Below are 16,783 nucleotides of genomic sequence, written 5' to 3' on the forward strand. Positions count from 1 at the left end.
GATATCAGCCAGGTTGACCGCGCCGTTTTGTACACGTCGCCCACCCCAAATCCATAGGTTTTGGGGTGGGCAGCGTTGCAAATCCACACCCGCAGGTCGAAGGTAGGGCGATCGTACTTCGATTGAGATTTGTGGCCGGAAAACGCGACCGTGAAGACTATGGATGGCAAAACCCGATTGTTGGTGATTGTTGCGCCAAGTTTCAATTTGTCCGCAACCATGAGCTTTATTGACCCGTTTCGCGCGGCAAATTACCTGGACGGACGGTCTTATTTCAGTTGGGAATTTGTCTCAGAATCCGGTGGGTATTGCACCTCAAGCAATGGTGCTGGGATAGAAACCAAGGCGATCGATCAAAGCGTTGCAGGTCAGCGGGATATCGTGATCGTTTCGACCAGCTGGACCCCGGAAAAACACCTGACGCCCAAGATCGGCAATACGTTGCGCGGTTGGGCGCGAGGTGGCGTAACGCTGGGCGCACTGGATACGGGCGCGTTCATTCTGGCGCAGGCCGGGTTGCTTTCCGGTCGCCGGGCGACTGTTCACTATGAACATATCGACGCATTTCAGGAACTGTTCCCAGGCGTGGAAGTGGTTGAGAACCTCTACGTTTTAGACGGCAACCGGATCACGTGCTGCGGCGGCAGTGCTTCGGTGGATTTTGCGCTGCAGATACTGCAGGGCATTCACGGCAGCGCGCTGGCCAACGCGGCCGCCAGATACATTTTTCACGACCGCTTGCGGGGCCCCGCTTCGATGCAGCAACCTGAAGGCAGCGAGCCTTTAGGGGCGGTTGTTCCGGCGACGTTGAAATCTGCGATCCAGATCATGGAGGCACATCTGGAAGAAACAGTGTCTATCCCCGAGATATGCAGGCGCGCGGGTGTCTCGCACCGTCAACTTGATCGGATGTTTGCCACATTTATCAAGAAAACTCCGGCGCTTTATTATCGCGATATCCGGCTGGACCGGGCGCGGGGGCTTGTGACGCAAACAGAAATGCCGATTTCCGAGATTGCAATGGCGTCGGGGTTTTCCAGCCCGGTGCATTTCAGCCGCTCGTACAGAGACAGGTTTGGCCTGCCACCCAGTCAGGATCGGATCGAAGGGCGGGTCCCGTTTGAATACCGGGCTTGGCCGATGCATCGCAAGCCCAGGCAGCCTTGAAGCACAACTCTGTTGATGGCGGAAATAGTCATTTGAGAGGCGAAAAAAGTCAACAACGTAAATTGATTTCAAAGGATTATACGCTTCGCAAGCCAGCCCACCGGACCGCGCGGGTCCGAAATCTTGGAGTCACCAATGAACGAGCTGCCAACCCAAGAACAATTCGAGCGGATTTCCGATGGATTCAGTCCAGATCCATTCAACACAAGCTCGTTGAAGGCCGAGGCCTATGTTGATCCGGTTTGGCATCAGGTGGATTTGAATGAAATCCTTGCCAAGACATGGCAATGGGTTTGTCACGTCGAAAAGCTGCGCGCGCCAGGATCTTATGTGACGGTTGAAATTGCCGGGCGGCCCATTGCCATCGTGTGCGACCGCGAGGGGGAATTGCGCGCTTTCTACAACGTCTGCAAGCACCGCGCGCATCACCTGCTGTCGGGTGAGGGGGAAACAACCCGCATCATGTGCCCCTACCACGCCTGGGTTTATAGGCTGGACGGCCAATTGGTGCGCGCGCCCGAAACAGAAAACCTGACCGGGTTCAGCACCCGGGACATTTCCCTTTATCAAGTGCAAGTCGAAGAATTTGCAGGTTTCGTTTATGTCAACCTGGACACCCAAGCGCGCCCCCTGCGCGAAGTGTCGGGCAACCTTGAAACGGAAATTCGCCATTGGGCCCCGGATATCGAACGGCTGACTTTCGGCCATCGCCTGACCTATGACATCAAGTCGAACTGGAAGAACGTCGTCGATAATTTTCTTGAATGTTATCACTGCCCGACCGCGCACAAGGATTTTTGCGATCTGGTGGATATGGACACCTACAAAGTGACCACCTATGGCATCTATTCCAGTCATATGGCCGATGCAGGCAAAGGCGCAAACTCTGCCTATGACGTGTCGAATGCGTCTGTGCGCACTCATGCCGTCTGGTGGTTGTGGCCCACGACCTGCCTGATGCGTTACCCGGGCCGGTCATCGATGATCGTGCTGAACATCATCCCCGTGGGTCCTGACCGCACGCTTGAGACCTATGACTTCTTCCTCGAAACTCCGGAACCGGACGAGGCAGAGCAGGAGGCGATCCGCTATCTCGACGAGGTTTTGCAACGCGAAGACATCGATATCGTCGAAAGCGTTCAGCGCGGGATGGGTACGCCTGCCTTTACGCAAGGGCGTATCGTTCATGACCCGAGCGGCTCGGGCAAGTCCGAACATGCGGTGCATCACTTCCATGGGCTGGTTCTGGACGCTTACGCAAGGGCCGCGCCGTGACGCGGCCCAACATCGTTGTGGTCATGGCCGATCAACTTGCCCCGCATTTCTGCGGGGCTTACGGCCACCCTACGGTCAGGACACCAAACATCGATGCGCTGGCGGCACGCGGTATGCGGTTTGATGCGGCTTACTGCAACTCTCCTCTGTGTGCGCCGTCCCGCTTTGCCTTCATGTCTGGGCAGTTGATCAGTCGGATTGCGGCCTATGACAATGCCAGTGAGTTTCCCGCTTCGGTCCCGACGTTTGCCCATTACCTTAAGGCGCTGGGATACCGAACCTGCCTGTCAGGCAAGATGCATTTTGTCGGACCGGATCAGAAACACGGATTTCAGGACCGCATTACAACGGACATCTACCCTGCCGATTTCGCCTGGACACCAGATTGGGAAGCCCCGGATGAACGGATCGACAAGTGGTATCACAATATGCAAACGGTCAAGGAAAGCGGCGAAGCCATCGCGACGTTCCAGACCGATTACGATGATGAGGTCGAGTTCGCAGCCCGCCGCTGGCTGATTGACCGGGGCCGCGATCGGGCGGCCGGGGACAAAGCGCCGTTCTGCCTGGTCGCCAGCTTCATCCACCCGCATGACCCCTACGTGGCCAAGCCTGAATGGTGGAACCTGTATACGGATGCGGATGTTCCGATGCCGGACACCCCCCTGACGCCCGAGGAACAGGACCCGTTCTCGCGCAGGGTAATGGACGGAATCGAGGCGAGCTACGTCTCTTTGACGGATGAGGAGGTGCGCCGCGCCCGCCGCGCTTATCTGGCCAATGTCAGCTATTTCGACAGCAAGGTCGGGGCGATTGCGAAGGCGCTGGAAGATATACGCGAACTGGACAACACTATCGTCGTCGTGACCGCCGATCACGGGGATATGCTGGGCGAGCGGGGGTTGTGGTACAAGATGAACTTCTTCGAGCATTCTGCCCGCGTCCCACTGATTATGGCCGGGCCGGGTGTTGCGCAAGGGACAGCACTCAACGCCTGTTCGCTGCTGGACCTGCTGCCGACTTTCGTTGAAATCGCTGGGGGGCAAGAAGAGATGTTTGGCGAACCGGTGGATGGTCGTTCACTCATGCCGCTGGCCCGCGGCGAAGCTGACATCGTCGACGAAGCGATCGGTGAGTATTGTGCAGAGATGACCCCTTATCCGGTCTTCATGATCCGGCGCGGGCCGCTGAAATACATCCATTGTGACCCCGACCCACTGCAACTTTACGACCTGTCCGTTGATCCACTGGAAACGGTGAATGTCGCGGACGATCCGGCTTATGCCGCCCATTCTGCTGCTTTCGCCGCCGAAACCGACCAGCGCTGGGATAGTGAAAAGCTGCGTGCGGATATCATCGCAACACAAAAATCCCGTCGTGCGCTTCATGCCGCGATGGAAGCCGGGGCGGGTGAGGCCTGGGATTACAATCCGCCGCGCGACGCTTCTCAGGAATATGTGCGCAATCACATGGACTGGACTGTTGCCGCGGCCAGATACCGCTTTTCACCTTTGAAGGAGAACCAAGAATGATGCTGAAGGGCAAAACCGCGCTGGTCACAGGCGGCCGAGGCGGCATCGGGCGCGCCATCGTCGCCCGTTTTCTGCGAGAAGGTGCACGGGTCTATGCGGCTGACCTGACGCCCGAGGGATCGTTGGCCACCCATGACGGCGACGGCAGCGTGTTTGTCAAACTCGACGTCACGCAGGAGGCGGATGCCGTTGCGGCTATGGAGCAGGTCGCCGAAAACGCGGGCCAGTTGGACATTCTGGTCAACGCGGCTGGGATCGAGATCGAAAAGACGATCGAACAGACCACTCTGGAAGAATGGAACCTGTCCTTTGCCGTCAACGTGACCGGCACCTTCCTGACGTCAAAACATGCCCTGCCCTTGATGCGAAAAGCCACTGCCGCCGGGACGACGGCATCGATCATCAATTTTGGCAGCTACGACGGATTCATCGCTGACCCGGGACTGGCGGCTTATTGCGCAACCAAAGGCGCGGTTCACGCCCTGACCAGGGCAATGGCCTGCGACCACGGGCCCGAAGGTATTCGGGTCAACGCAATCTGCCCGGGCTATGTCGACACACCCATGCTGCAAAGCTTTTTTACCGGCGAGGGTTCGGGTGGCGGCGGCAAAACCATCGACCAATTGCAGAAGGCGGTCCGCGATGTGCATCCGATGCGCACCTATGGCACACCGGACGACATCGCCAACCTGGTCAACTGGCTGGCATCGGACGAGGCGCGCTATGCCAGCGGCCAGCTTTGGGTTCTTGACGGAGGGCTGAGCGCGCAGGTCCAGCAGATGAAGCTATGAGTGAAGCGTTGGGATACGAAACGAGAAACCCCTTCTTTGGTGCTTGGAAATCGCGATGTTGTGCAATCATCCGGACCGCTCCATCGGCTAAACTGGATATCAACCGGGACGGCGCCGAGATCGTGCGCAGCGCGATGTTAGGGCCTGTCGGAACACGTCCGCGTGGCAAGGCAATGGTGGCGAACTGATGCGGCTGGCTGGAAAAAGAGCACTTGTGACTGGTGGCCGCCAAGGCATCGGGCGCGGGATTGTCGAGGCCTTTCTGCGCGAATATGCGACGGTTTCGACCTGCGGGCGTGGCCCGAGACCCGAAGGGCTGCCAGACAGTGTCACTTGGTACCCGCTGGACGTCACGGACGCCGCTGCCGTAGAGGAACTGGCCAGCGCGACGGACGGGATGGATATTCTGGTCAACAACGCTGGCGTTCAGGTCGAAAGAACGGTGGCTGACAGCACCGACGCTGACTGGGATACCGTGATCGGGACCAATTGCCGGGGCGTGTTCAATATGTGTCGCGCATATATCCCCCGAATGCCCCTAGGCGGGTCGATCATCAACATCGGCTCGATCTCGGGGCAGGTCGCGGATCCTTCGATGGCGCTTTACAATGCGTCCAAAGCCTTTGTGCATGGGCTGACCCGGTCGATCGCGGTGGATCATGGTCCCCGAATACGCTGTAACGCAATCTGCCCGGGCTGGATCGAAACGGGCATGCTGGATGCAGGTTTCGACCTTGCATCAAACCCCGAGGCCGCGCGGCAGGATGCACTTGCCCGACATGCGATGCGCCGGTTCGGCAAGCCCGAGGACATCGCCAGCATGGCGGTCTGGCTTGCCTCGGACGAAGCGAGTTTCGCTACAGGCCAGTTGTTTACCGTGGATGGCGGCATGACCGCCGCATCCCCTCTCAATCCGGGATTGTTCTGATGGAGTTCAAACACACGGCCTGCCTTGGCGGCGGGGTGATCGGCGCCAGTTGGGCGGCCTTGTTTCTGGCATCCGGCCGTTCGGTCGCGATGTTCGACCCGGCCCCCGATGTTGAGCGTAAGGTGCGCGACTACATCGAAACGGCGTGGCCCACGATGACCGAGCTTGGATTGACCCTAGATGGCACGTCCGACGCGATCACCTTCCACACAAACGCGGCCAGCGCGGTCGAGGGCGCCGGATTCGTGCAGGAAAATGTGCCTGAGCGGCTGCCGGTCAAGCATGAAACCTTTTCCGTGATCGAGCCCGCCCTGGCCCCCGGTGCAATTGTTGCCAGTTCGGCGTCCGGCCTGACTCTGAGCCAGATGCAGCCCGGCTGGAAGGATCCTTCGCGCTTTGTGCTAGGCCATCCGTTCAATCCGCCGCACCTGATCCCCTTGGTCGAGGTGTTGGGAAACGAAAAAACGGCCCCCGGGGTGGTCGAGACGGCGCAGGGGTTCTACGAAAGCGTTGGAAAAACAACGATCCGTTTGCGCAAGGAAGTGCCCGGTCACGTGGCCAACCGTCTGCAGGCGGCCATTTGGCGCGAGGCCGTTAGTTTGGTTGTCTCGGGCGTGGCTTCGGTCGAGGATGTCGACAAGGCCGTCTGGGCCGGTCCCGGGCTCAGATGGGCGGCTATGGGGCCGACCATGCTGTTCAACCTTGGGGCGGGTGAAGGTGGGCTAAAGGCGTTTTGCGATCACTTCGCCGATACGTTCAACGGCTGGTGGGACGATCTGGGCCAGATCCATCTGTCCGATCAGGTCGCTCAACAATTGACCGAGGGTGTTCAGGCCGAAGGAAGGGGCATGACACCGGGTGAGTTGTCGCAAAAACGCGATGCTTTGATTGTAGCCATGCAAAAGTCAATTGCGGGGATGCGTTGAGGAAACGGGTCGTTTCGCGCCGATGCCATGTGACCGCCGAACCGGTGAAGGTGCGGGGCCGTGTCGAGTCAAATCCAACGGTTTTACAACTGGCCAGCAGAAAGCGCAGAAGTCACAGGAAACCTCATAACAAACCTTTGTTAAACAATTAATTGCGCGGGCCTGTTGGTGGCTTCCGCCATCATACCCGCGCGTATATCTGGACGATCTGTCTGTAGGCACCCGAAACTGTTTCCGAAACCGAACGTCATTCTGCGTGCCATTAATTTTCGAAAAAATCAAATTTGAGTGCCAGGACTCGACCCAGAACCAACGGCAAGTCCCGCCCACGAAATGGCAGTGCGACCAGCTTGTCACCAAACGCTGGCCAGCGACGTTTAACGGTTTTTGAGCGCAGAGCGCAGAGCGTCACCCAATGCGCCGTTCTGCGCGTTTCCGCCTGATTCCGCTCGCTGCGTGTTGCGGTGTTTTGGTTGACCGCTGGCCTTTCCCGCGCCGCGCGAGGTTTGCTCCTGACGCGCAGAGGCGCCTCCGTCCTTGCGCATGGTCAGACCGATCCTTTTGCGGGGTACGTCGACCTCAACCACACGAACCCTGACGACCTGACCGGTCTTGACGATCTCGTGCGGGTCTTTGACAAACCGGTCGGCCAGCTGGCTGACATGCACCAGCCCATCTTGATGAACGCCGATATCCACGAATGCCCCGAAGGCCGCAACGTTGGTGACGGTCCCTTCCAGCATCATGCCGGGTTTGAGATCAGTGATGTCTTCCACCCCGTCGGTGAATGAGGCGGTCACAAAGCTTGGGCGCGGGTCGCGTCCGGGCTTTTCCAGCTCGGAAAAAATGTCCCGTACCGTCGGCAGGCCAAAGCGGTCGTCGACGAACTGCTCGGCCCGCAGACCTTTCAGGGCGCCGTCATGTCCCATGATTTGCCGTATGTCACGTCCACATGCCGCCACGACGCGGCGCGCGACGTCATAGGCCTCGGGGTGGACCGAGGACGCGTCTAGCGGGTCGGCCCCGTCGCGGATACGCAGGAAGCCCGCACATTGTTCGAAGGCCCTCGGACCAAGGCGGGCGACATCCAGCAGCTCTTTGCGAGACTGAAACGCGCCATGCAGGTCGCGGTGCATCACAATCGCTTCGGCCAGCCCAGGCCCCAGACCGGAAACATGCGACAGCAACGGGGCCGAGGCCGTGTTCAGGTCGATGCCCACGGCGTTCACCACATCCTCGATCACGGAATCCAGCGATTGAGAAAGGCGGTGCTGGTCGACGTCGTGCTGGTACTGCCCGACACCGATCGATTTCGGCTCGATCTTGACCAATTCGGCCAAGGGGTCCTGCAGCCGCCGGGCGATCGACACCGCGCCGCGTAGTGACACATCGAGGTCGGGAAACTCCCGCGTGGCCAGTTCCGATGCCGAATAGACCGAGGCACCGGCTTCCGAGACCACAACCTTTGTCGGGGCCTTCACCGTCTGGGGCAAAAGGTTCAGCGTGTCAGCCACCAATCGCTCGGTCTCGCGGCTGGCGGTGCCGTTGCCGATCGCAATCAGTTCGATCTTATGGGCCGAGATCAGGTTCAGGATTGCCGCCTGCGACCCGCGCAGATCGTTTTTGGGCTGGAACGGATACAAGGTATCCGTGGCCACCACTTTCCCGGTTGCATCCACCACAGCCGCCTTAACACCGGTACGAATTCCAGGGTCCAGGCCCAGCGTTGCGCGTGCGCCGGCAGGCGCCGCGAACAGAAGGTCCTTGAGGTTGCGGGAGAACACCTGAATGGCCTCTTCCTGCGCCCGGCCGCGCAGGTCCGCCATCAGTTCGACCATCATCGACAGTGACAGTTTCACCCGCCAGGTCCAGCCCGCCACCTTGCGAAGCCATTTATCTGCCGGCCCATCGCTGCGTGTCTGCAGATGTGCGGCCACAATCGCTTCGGCCCGTGTTGCGCCGGTTTCGGGTTCGGGCGCGATGTCCAGCGTCACGATCCCCTCTTTCGAGGCGCGCAGCATTGCCAGCGCGCGATGCGAGGGCACTTTGGACCACAGCTCGGAATGGTCGAAGTAATCGCTGAATTTCGCGCCTTCCTGCTGCTTGCCGTCAATCACCTTTGCGCTCAGCACTGCCTCGCGTTGCATGAAGCTGCGCAGTTCACCCAGCAGCGAAGCATTTTCGGTCAGGCGTTCAGTGATGATGTCGCGGGCACCGTTCAGCGCGTCCCTGGTTGTAGGTACCGCATCGCTCACAAAACCTTGGGCCAGGGCTTCGGGGTCGGCAGAACGGTCGGCCAGAATGGCATCGGCCAGCGGCTCCAGACCGTTTTCGCGGGCGATCATCGCCTTGGTCCGGCGTTTGGGTTTATACGGCAGATAGATGTCTTCCAGCTGCGCTTTGGTGTCCGCCTGCGCGATGGATTTGGCCAGGTCTTCGGTCAGCTTTCCCTGATCCTTGATCGAGTTCAGGATGCTGTCGCGGCGGGTATCCAGTTCGCGCAGATAGGTCAGGCGGTCCGACAGAACCCGCAGTTGCGTATCATCCAGCCCGCCCGTCGCCTCTTTCCGGTAACGGGCGACAAAAGGCACGGTGGCCCCGTCGTCCAGCAGCTTGACCGCTGCGCCCACCTGTTCGGGACGCGCGTTGATCTCGGTAGCGATAGTGCGGGCGATGCGGTCCAATGAGGCCTCCTGAACTACGGTTGGAAGGACTTCTTATCCAGCGCCGCCCAAGAGGGGAAGAGGTGAAAACGACCCGCCTCTACAGTTACAACAAAGCCTGCAAATCGTCGTACAGGTTTTTGGAGATTTCGACATACCCGCGTGCAGTATTGCGGGCGCGGGCCGCAAATCGCCGCTGCGACGGCAACCGCGCGCCCTGATCCAGAATGTCGGCAAAAAGCCGTTCGGCCCTTGCGTCGTTTTCCTGCGTTTTGCCGCCGCTGAACTGATCGGGGTCAAATGCCAGAATGATCTCGCCGTGATAGGGCGCACCGCCAGCGCCCTCGGCAAAAGCCATGCTTTCCAGACTGGTCAGGTCGTCGATCAGGGGACCGGCCAGCAACTCGATCATGATCGACAAGGCCGACCCCTTGTAGCTGCCGAAGGTCAGCATGGCACCGTCCATGGCCGCCTGAGGATCAGTAGTCGGATTGCCGTTTTTGTCGATGGCAACGCCCTCGGGCAGCGGTTTTCCTGCCCTTCTATAGAGTTCGATCTCACCGCGGGCAAAGGCGCTGGTGGCGAAATCGAAGGTGAACGGATCTTTTCCTGACCGAGGCCAGCTGAAGGCGAGCGGGTTGGTGCCCAGACTGCCGCGTGTTCCGCCTGCGGGGGCCACCCACGAATGGCTTGGAACCATTGCCATCGCAGCAAGCCCGGCCGATGACAGGCGTTCGACTTCGGGCCAGAGCGCAGAGAAGTGAAAGCATCGATTGATCGCCATCGCGGCGATGCCGTGGGTGCGGGTCTTTTCAATCAGAACCGGCAAGGCCTGCTGAAACGCCAGCAGCGACATGCCGCCCTGCGCGTCGACCCGCATGATCGCGTTGTCCGATGGGGCCAAAACCGGCGCGGCATGGCCATCGATCTTGCCCGCCTGCATCGTCTCGGTACACATGAACAGGCGAAACAGTCCGTGTGACTGGCAATCATCGATCTGGCAAGTGGTCAGCATGGCTGCGATGGCCGCTGAGTGGGCTGATCCAAACCCGGATTTTATGAGTACGTTCAGGCTTAGCTGCCGAATTTCGTCCAGATTTAGTTTGACCGTATCGCTCATGCCTGTCCCCTGTGCCGGTAATTCAGCACAAGGGATAGCGTGGCAACCCAGCGATTGAAAAGCGGGATTTCGGTTCAGCTCTGCGATTCAGATTGTAGATAGGCGATGAGATTGGTGATCTCTGTCTGGTTCTTCAGTCCGGGAAACTGCATCCGGTTGCCGGGAACGGTGTTTTTCGGATCGGACAGAAACGCGCTGAGCGCGTCTGCCGTCCAGACAATTTCAGAGGTCTGCAAGGGGCCGGAGTATTTGAAACCGTCGCTCCGACCCGCTTTTGCGCCGATGATCCCGTGCAGCGAGGGGCCGACACCGTGGCGGCCCTCTTTCAGTTGGTGACAGGCCTTGCATTTGCGATAGACCTTCTTGCCCGCCTTGATATCGCCCTCGACGGCGGCGAGGGTGATCGGGGTCGAGGGTTCTGTCTCGGCCTTTTTGTCGTCCTTGTTGAAGATCAGTCGCGCGGTGATCGGCACGGTTCGGGTAATGCCCGGCAGGTCCGCAAGTTCCATCAGCGTATCGATCCCGGCGTTGACGCCTGCATCTTCCGTGCTGAGGAACACCATATCGTTGGTTGAGACCATGACCGATGTTTCGGACAGGCGCGCCACGAACATTTCGGCATCGAACGCGACGTCTGTGCCTGCCAGCGACAAGATGGCCTCGGCATCGATGGTGGTGGTTTCGCCCGCGCCAAGGCCCGAGACCTCATCCATATCGAACTGGGCCGTCAGCGTTGCGCTTCCGGCTTTGCGAAACACGTATTCGATCATCCGTTCATTTCGAATGTCGATATTCGTTTCGACTGAAGACAGGTCGATCTTAATGTCCGCCTTGCCATCCGGGCTGACGTGACCGCTGAGGCGGGTAAAGCTGTTGACCTCGCCCACCGTGTCTTTCTTGATCGAGCCATATGCCAGGTGCGAGCCTTCCGGGGCCAGTGTCCAGCTGTCCGCCAGCGCCGGGCCTGCAACAATTGCCGACGCAATCGTGACTGCTGTAAGCAGAAGTTTCATTTCTTTCCCCCTGAGTCTGTGTCAATCCTGACCCCGCGGGCCCGGTCCGTGAAAAACAAACACACACAGGTCGCATATTATTCGATGAGTGGTGAGATCAGTTCTGAACAGGCCGTGCGTGGCGCGATCCAGATACATTCGAAACGTGTCTGGCGGTTTGGTCTGGCATTGTCGGGCGCGTCGGACGTTGCAGACGATCTTTTGCAGTCCACATGCCTGCGTGCGCTGGAGCGTTACCATCAGGTGACATCGCATGATCGGCTGGACAGCTGGCTGATGACGATCTGTCGCTCGATCTGGCTGAACGAGGTGCGCGCGCGATCGGTTCGCAAGGCCCAGGCGCTGTCGGTCACGCCCGAGGCGGATTTAATTGCACCCGGAAACGATTCTGAGACGAATATTTTCGCCACTGAAGTGTTTACACAGGTGATGCAACTGCCAGAAGCGCAGCGCGAGACGGTAATGCTTGTGTTTGTCGAAGGCTATAGCTACCGCGAGGCCGCCGCGTTGTTGGAGGTGCCGATAGGGACAATCATGAGCCGGCTTTCCAACGCCCGGCAGAAACTGAAAAACGTGATGCAGCAAGACGCAGCGGATGTCGTTCGACGGAGTGGCAAATGAAGTTTTCCGACGAGACGCTAGTGGCGTATCTGGAAGGCACCCTGGACGAGGGTGAGGCCCGTGCGATCGAAGATGCGGTTGCGGATGACCCTGCATTGGAACAACGTCTGATGGCGCTGGACCCGTTTGCACCGGTGGTGAAGCAGGTGTTCGAGGCGGTGCCTGCCCAAACGCCGCACGTCGATTTGCCGGATACCTACGCATCAACGTCTGCAAGGTCGGTCGCTGGCTCATGGCGTCTGCTTGCGGTTGCGGCTTCGGTTGCTGTCATTGCGGTGTCAGCGACGTTCTGGGCAACGCGCCCGGTCGAGATGGGCTGGGCGGAACAGGCCGCGATCTATCAGTCGCTATACGTGCCGGATACGATTGCAACGCTGGACAGCTCTCCAGCCGCTTTGGATGTGCAATTCGCACAGGCCGAGGAACAGCTTGGACGATCGTTGAACCGTGATGCGCTCGAGGCGCTGCCGGGCCTTGATCTGAAGCGGGCGCAGGTCCTGTCGTTCAAGGGCAAACCTCTGATCCAGATTGTATTCGCGGATGCGCAGGGGCAGCCTTTGGCCTTTTGTGTCATACGGCAGGGACCGGCGGCCCCGAATAAGGACGTAGAACAGGCGGTTCTCAGTGGGTTGGCCACGGCCACATGGGCGCAGGGTGGCTATGGTTACATGCTGCTGGGCAGCGACGCGCAAACTGACCTTGGTGGGCAGTTGGACACGTTGACTGCGCTGTTTGCTGGCTGAGCCGCGAAATAGCCTTGTGAACCCGCGAATTTGCCCGAAGAATAGCGGGCATGAAGCCCCGAACCGTCCTTCCTGACCCGGATGATGAGGCCGATCCGCTCGGCCCGCAAAGTATCTATGACGCGGACCCGTCCGAGGACGAAGATCTTTGGTTCCTGCCTCCGGACGAAGATGAAGTGCTTCCGGAGTATCTGCCGCCTGGAACGCGGATGCAGGAACGCCTGCTGTTCGATCCACGCGACTGGTATGCAGGGCAGTCGGAGTTGTCCAATGAACTGGCCGATGTCGCGGTCACCTTCGGTGCATTGGACGAGCGTCTGCGGGCCGGGCCCAAAGGATGGGGCCATCGTCTGGCCTTGATGGAAGTGTCTGACCTGGGTTGGTGGACGGGGGACCGGATCAGCGCCGATCGTCTGGCGCTGTGGACCGGTTTGCGGCTGGGCTCGACCGGCGATGACATTCAGGCCCTGTTTCGCGCGGGCTGGGCCGTGCGTCGCCTGACGACAGGTGCCGACCCGTCAGAAGGCGGGTGGGAGTCCGGATTGACAGCTTTTCTGGACCGAATGGGTCAGGGGGTCGAAGAAGTACCCGAAGCAGTGGCCGATCTGGCTGACGTCATGCGCAACACGGACAGTTTGCACCCGATAACGCAGGCAGCAGTTGGGTTTCACGCGTGGCGCAGTCTGGCGCAGGGCATCGGACAGGACACCGAGGCGGCAATCATAGCCGCGCGCCTTGCCGCGAAGATGGGGCGGGGCGGGGCACTGTTTCTTCCACTTGCGCTGTCCGGCCCGGGCGCGTTGCGCGGGACTGGCGAGCCTAAAGAAAAACTGGAGGCATGGCTGAGCGGAGCAGGGCAGGCGGTTCTGGCCGCACTGTTGCATCTGGATCGTGTGAGCGCGTGGGAACAGCGCGCGCGTGACGCCACGCAGGATCTGAGCGGCCGGACGCCTCCGCTATTGCTTGACGCGTTGACGGCCTGGCCCATGATATCGGCACCTTTGGCGGAGGAACTGACCCAAGCCTCGCGTGCGGCAGTTCAGAGAAACCTCGACCGTTTCACGCGTCGCGGCCTGATCCGGGAGGTCACGGGGCAAGGACGTTACCGCGTCTGGACGGCTGCACTATAGTCCAGCAGCCAATCGCGAAACACACGAGCCGGAGGACGCAGCGCGGTACGCGATGGATAGATCAAATGATAGGCTTCCTGTCCCGGAACACTGATGCCGGGCAGGCAGGGGACAAGTCCCGACAGTTGCATTATCCTGTCCGATGCGGGCGCGCGGGCCAGCGCAATGCCGCCGCCACTGGCCGACAACTCGGCCGCCATCAGGGAATTGTCGGCGAAGAAATAGCGGGCTTGACCGGCGGGCAGGCGCAGGGCCTCGAACAGGTGCGGCCAGCTTGCGCGGTGTGTTGAGACCTCGATCAAGGTGAATTTGAACAGGTCCTGGGGCGATCTGATCTGCGCGGCTATCTCTGGTGGAGCGATCGGGAAAAGGCGCTCTTTCAGCAACTCGTCCCATTCGGTGTTCAAGAGGGCCGGATTGCCGAACACGATTTGCAGATCAGAAAACTGGTTTGCGAAATCCGAGATCATGTTGCCTGTGGACAGCGACAAGTTGATGCGAGGTTGTTCCGCCTGAAAGGCAGGCAGACCACCGGCAAGAACCCCATGTGCGAACAACAGAACGGATTGAACGTAGAGGCGTTGTTCCCGGGTCTCGCCGAACAGGCCCGTCGTGGCCGTTTCCAGCATCAGCAGTGATTGCTGAACCGATGGCAGATAGGCGCGGCCTGCCTCGGTCAGTGTCACTGCGTGGGCGTGGCGGTGAAACAGTGGTGTACCAAGGCGGGTTTCCAGCGCCTTGACCTGCTGGCTGACGGCGGCGGCGGACATGTTCAGCTGCGCGGCCGCGCGGGAAAAGCTTTCGGTACGTGCTGCTGCTTCGAAAACGCGCAGCCAGTTCAGCGAAGGAATTCGGGTTGCCATGAAATCAGGCTAAGCAAAACTTAGGCTGACCGGCAAGACAATAAGTTCTGAGCTTTCCCTCACAGATCCTAAGGTGGCGATCAGCAAATTGAACAGACGAGCCACATCATGTCGGATTCACCCCCCCAGCCGCGTCCAAAGCGCAAGATCTGGAACTATACCCCGCAATTGCCAATTCAGACCTCGCCCTATTGGGACTGGCCGATGAAGCCTCTGGCCACCTTGCGATACCTGCTGCAAAGCTGGAATCCATTGGCGCTGCGCGCGTTGCTTTTGGTCTTCGCGATCATCACGTGGACCTATCTGACCCCGTCTCTGGCCCGGATCGAAACGCTGAGTTGGGATTGGGTGGCCGAGATCTGGTTCCGCAATTTCTGCATCCTTATGGTGGTTGCGGGCGGCTTGCATTTGGCCTTGTGGAAATTCCGCACCCAGCAGGACGAATACCGATATGACATGCGCCCGATGATGAAAGGCGCCAAGGTCTTTACCTTCAAAAACCAGGTCTGGGACAACATGTTCTGGACCCTGGGTCCGGCGCTGACATTCTGGACGTTCTGGGAATGCTTCATTCTGTATGCCTACGCCAATGGGTGGGTGACGATGATTTCCCTTGATGGCAATCCGATCTGGTTCATTGCCATGGTTGTGTTCATTCCGATCTGGGCAGGTTTCCATTTCTACTGGCTGCACCGGCTGCTGCATGTCGGCCCGCTTTATACCAAGGTGCACGCCTGGCATCACCGCAACATCAATACCGGTCCATGGTCAGGTCTGGCGATGCATCCGGTTGAAAGCTTCTTTCTGATGTTCGACACGATGATTTTCTTCCTTCTACCGTCTCACCCGATCCATGCCATCTTTCTGCTGTTTCACCACGGGATTGGCGCGCCGACCTCTCATGCCGGGTTCGAGCATGTGAAGTTCGGCAACAAGGGTAAATTCCTGGTCGGAGACTTTTTTCATCAGCTGCACCACAGGTTCTTTGACTGCAATTACGGCACCTGGGAAACGCCGTGGGATGAGTGGTTCAATACTTTCCATGACGGAACCGACGAGGGCAACGAGATGGTCAAGAAACGCCGCCGTAAGATCTGGGCAGCCGAGTAAGCCAACCGAAAACGGTCATTGCCGGGTCTTATTTGGCCCGGCAACTGCTATTTGAAAACAGGGAAGATCATGAAAAACATCTATACTTTCGGCCGCCGCCCGGCCCGGCGAAACTATACCGTCAAGGATCTGCTGGACCTGAAGAAAACCGGCCAGCGTTTGACTATGTGCAACCCGGCGAACGAGGCCGAGATACAGGCCTGCGTGGATGCGGGGATTGACCTGCTGACGCTGTGGGATGTGCACCTGGACATGGCGCGTGAGATTGCACCGACCCATTTCGCCGGTACTGCCATGAACTGGGGCCAGTTCGCCACCAATGACGAGATCATGCGCCATGCCATCGAGTGTATGGAAAAGGGCGCGGACATGTATTTCACCAACCGCTCGTACGACGTGGTGGAAATGCTGGCGCGTGAAAGCATTCCGGTTCAGGTTCATATGGGGCTGGTTCCGTCGCTCAGCCATTGGGCCGGGGGATTGCGGGCCTTTGGCCGTACCGCCGATGAGGCGATGCAGATCTACAAGACCTTCAAGCGCTATGAGGACGCAGGCGCGATGGCCTGCGAAATCGAATGTGTCGCCGAAGACACTTTGAACCTGCTGAACGACAAGACTTCGATCGTCACGGTTTCATTGGGGTCGGGCAATGCGGGTGACGTGATTTTCCTGTTCATGGCCGATATTTGCGGCGAAGCGGAAAATCCTCCGCGTCACGCCCATGCCTTTGGCAATCTGGGCCGTCTGCACAAGCAGATGTATCACGAGCGGGTCGTGGCGCTGAAGGCATTTCAATCCGAGGTGCAGGCCAAAGCCTTTCCATATCCGGCGCAGTCCATTGAGATGCACGAAGGTGAGATGGCAAAACTGCAGGAAGAGTTGGATAAGGTCTGATGGATTA

15 protein-coding genes are annotated in these 16,783 nt (G+C 59.2%); 11 read left to right on the plus strand and 4 right to left on the minus strand.

Translation table 11 applies throughout. From position 1 onward, the window contains the following. Positions 1-159: 159 nt before the first annotated feature. The 6 genes from ACR0J8_RS08190 (at position 160) to ACR0J8_RS08215 (ending at position 6,619) form a co-directional block, all read left to right on the plus strand. On the plus strand, positions 160-1,167 hold the full coding sequence (locus ACR0J8_RS08190) for a GlxA family transcriptional regulator (protein ID WP_480523513.1): 1,008 nt from the start codon (positions 160-162) through the stop codon (positions 1,165-1,167). Positions 1,168-1,302: 135 nt separating this feature from the next. Next, positions 1,303-2,442, plus strand: a complete 1,140-nt coding sequence (locus tag ACR0J8_RS08195) for an aromatic ring-hydroxylating oxygenase subunit alpha (RefSeq protein ID WP_480889609.1) — start codon at positions 1,303-1,305, stop codon at positions 2,440-2,442. Then, positions 2,439-3,974, plus strand: a complete 1,536-nt coding sequence (gene betC, locus ACR0J8_RS08200; protein WP_480889612.1) for a choline-sulfatase — start codon at positions 2,439-2,441, stop codon at positions 3,972-3,974. Before ACR0J8_RS08195 ends, betC begins: the two co-directional genes overlap by 4 nt. After that, the gene (locus tag ACR0J8_RS08205) at positions 3,971-4,765 is read left to right on the plus strand and encodes an SDR family NAD(P)-dependent oxidoreductase (RefSeq protein ID WP_480523298.1); all 795 of its coding nucleotides are present in this window, start codon (positions 3,971-3,973) and stop codon (positions 4,763-4,765) included. The genes betC and ACR0J8_RS08205 overlap by 4 nt, the downstream gene beginning before the upstream one ends. Before the next feature lie 187 nt (positions 4,766-4,952). Beyond that, positions 4,953-5,693: an SDR family NAD(P)-dependent oxidoreductase gene (locus ACR0J8_RS08210; protein WP_480523300.1), complete on the plus strand. Its 741-nt coding sequence runs from the start codon at positions 4,953-4,955 to the stop codon at positions 5,691-5,693. Beyond that, positions 5,693-6,619 (plus strand): 3-hydroxyacyl-CoA dehydrogenase NAD-binding domain-containing protein, encoded by a 927-nt coding sequence (locus ACR0J8_RS08215; protein ID WP_480523302.1) that lies wholly within the window; start codon positions 5,693-5,695, stop codon positions 6,617-6,619. The genes ACR0J8_RS08210 and ACR0J8_RS08215 overlap by 1 nt, the downstream gene beginning before the upstream one ends. 377 nt (positions 6,620-6,996) lie before the next feature. Here ACR0J8_RS08215 and ACR0J8_RS08220 read toward each other — a convergent pair whose 3' ends face one another. From ACR0J8_RS08220 to ACR0J8_RS08230, 3 genes are all read right to left on the minus strand, one after another. Then, positions 6,997-9,303: a Tex family protein gene (locus ACR0J8_RS08220; RefSeq protein WP_480889616.1), complete on the minus strand. Its 2,307-nt coding sequence runs from the start codon at positions 9,301-9,303 to the stop codon at positions 6,997-6,999. Between the two features lie 85 nt (positions 9,304-9,388). Beyond that, positions 9,389-10,402 (minus strand): Ldh family oxidoreductase, encoded by a 1,014-nt coding sequence (locus ACR0J8_RS08225; protein ID WP_480523305.1) that lies wholly within the window; start codon positions 10,400-10,402, stop codon positions 9,389-9,391. A gap of 74 nt (positions 10,403-10,476) precedes the next feature. Continuing rightward, positions 10,477-11,415 (minus strand): c-type cytochrome, encoded by a 939-nt coding sequence (locus ACR0J8_RS08230; RefSeq protein WP_480523307.1) that lies wholly within the window; start codon positions 11,413-11,415, stop codon positions 10,477-10,479. A 48-nt stretch (positions 11,416-11,463) separates the two neighbouring features. On the opposite strand from ACR0J8_RS08230, the gene ACR0J8_RS08235 reads away from it, so the two are divergent. Genes ACR0J8_RS08235 through ACR0J8_RS08245 form a run of 3 tightly spaced genes read left to right on the plus strand, consistent with a single transcriptional unit; the run spans position 11,464 to position 13,909 of the window. Beyond that, on the plus strand, positions 11,464-12,036 hold the full coding sequence (locus ACR0J8_RS08235) for an RNA polymerase sigma factor (RefSeq protein ID WP_480523309.1): 573 nt from the start codon (positions 11,464-11,466) through the stop codon (positions 12,034-12,036). After that, positions 12,033-12,779, plus strand: a complete 747-nt coding sequence (locus ACR0J8_RS08240; protein WP_480889621.1) for a hypothetical protein — start codon at positions 12,033-12,035, stop codon at positions 12,777-12,779. The genes ACR0J8_RS08235 and ACR0J8_RS08240 overlap by 4 nt, the downstream gene beginning before the upstream one ends. Positions 12,780-12,829: 50 nt before the next feature. Then, positions 12,830-13,909 (plus strand): helix-turn-helix domain-containing protein, encoded by a 1,080-nt coding sequence (locus ACR0J8_RS08245; RefSeq protein ID WP_480523313.1) that lies wholly within the window; start codon positions 12,830-12,832, stop codon positions 13,907-13,909. Here the strand turns inward: ACR0J8_RS08245 and ACR0J8_RS08250 are convergent. Further along, on the minus strand, positions 13,882-14,772 hold the full coding sequence (locus ACR0J8_RS08250) for a LysR family transcriptional regulator (RefSeq protein WP_480523315.1): 891 nt from the start codon (positions 14,770-14,772) through the stop codon (positions 13,882-13,884). The two genes, ACR0J8_RS08245 and ACR0J8_RS08250, sit on opposite strands and share 28 nt — an antisense overlap. A gap of 108 nt (positions 14,773-14,880) precedes the next feature. Here ACR0J8_RS08250 and ACR0J8_RS08255 point away from each other — a divergent pair, with 108 nt between their 5' ends. Then, positions 14,881-15,882 (plus strand): sterol desaturase family protein, encoded by a 1,002-nt coding sequence (locus tag ACR0J8_RS08255; RefSeq protein ID WP_480523316.1) that lies wholly within the window; start codon positions 14,881-14,883, stop codon positions 15,880-15,882. A 69-nt stretch (positions 15,883-15,951) separates the two neighbouring features. Continuing rightward, the gene (locus ACR0J8_RS08260) at positions 15,952-16,776 is read left to right on the plus strand and encodes a 3-methyl-2-oxobutanoate hydroxymethyltransferase (protein WP_480523318.1); all 825 of its coding nucleotides are present in this window, start codon (positions 15,952-15,954) and stop codon (positions 16,774-16,776) included. Positions 16,777-16,783 lie beyond the last annotated feature (7 nt).

Source organism: Ruegeria sp. N11 (assembly GCF_056531525.1).

Excerpts from the sequence above, each read along its gene's own strand:
- ACR0J8_RS08190 (WP_480523513.1), top strand. The coding sequence starts at position 160 with ATGGATGGCAAAACCCGATTGTTGGTGATTGTTGCGCCAAGTTTCAAT.
- ACR0J8_RS08195 (WP_480889609.1), top strand. The coding sequence starts at position 1,303 with ATGAACGAGCTGCCAACCCAAGAACAATTCGAGCGGATTTCCGATGGA.
- ACR0J8_RS08205 (WP_480523298.1), top strand. The coding sequence starts at position 3,971 with ATGATGCTGAAGGGCAAAACCGCGCTGGTCACAGGCGGCCGAGGCGGC.
- ACR0J8_RS08210 (WP_480523300.1), top strand. The coding sequence starts at position 4,953 with ATGCGGCTGGCTGGAAAAAGAGCACTTGTGACTGGTGGCCGCCAAGGC.
- ACR0J8_RS08215 (WP_480523302.1), top strand. The coding sequence starts at position 5,693 with ATGGAGTTCAAACACACGGCCTGCCTTGGCGGCGGGGTGATCGGCGCC.
- ACR0J8_RS08225 (WP_480523305.1), bottom strand. The coding sequence starts at position 10,402 with ATGAGCGATACGGTCAAACTAAATCTGGACGAAATTCGGCAGCTAAGC.
- ACR0J8_RS08230 (WP_480523307.1), bottom strand. The coding sequence starts at position 11,415 with ATGAAACTTCTGCTTACAGCAGTCACGATTGCGTCGGCAATTGTTGCA.
- ACR0J8_RS08240 (WP_480889621.1), top strand. The coding sequence starts at position 12,033 with ATGAAGTTTTCCGACGAGACGCTAGTGGCGTATCTGGAAGGCACCCTG.
- ACR0J8_RS08245 (WP_480523313.1), top strand. The coding sequence starts at position 12,830 with ATGAAGCCCCGAACCGTCCTTCCTGACCCGGATGATGAGGCCGATCCG.
- ACR0J8_RS08250 (WP_480523315.1), bottom strand. The coding sequence starts at position 14,772 with ATGGCAACCCGAATTCCTTCGCTGAACTGGCTGCGCGTTTTCGAAGCA.
- ACR0J8_RS08255 (WP_480523316.1), top strand. The coding sequence starts at position 14,881 with ATGTCGGATTCACCCCCCCAGCCGCGTCCAAAGCGCAAGATCTGGAAC.
- ACR0J8_RS08260 (WP_480523318.1), top strand. The coding sequence starts at position 15,952 with ATGAAAAACATCTATACTTTCGGCCGCCGCCCGGCCCGGCGAAACTAT.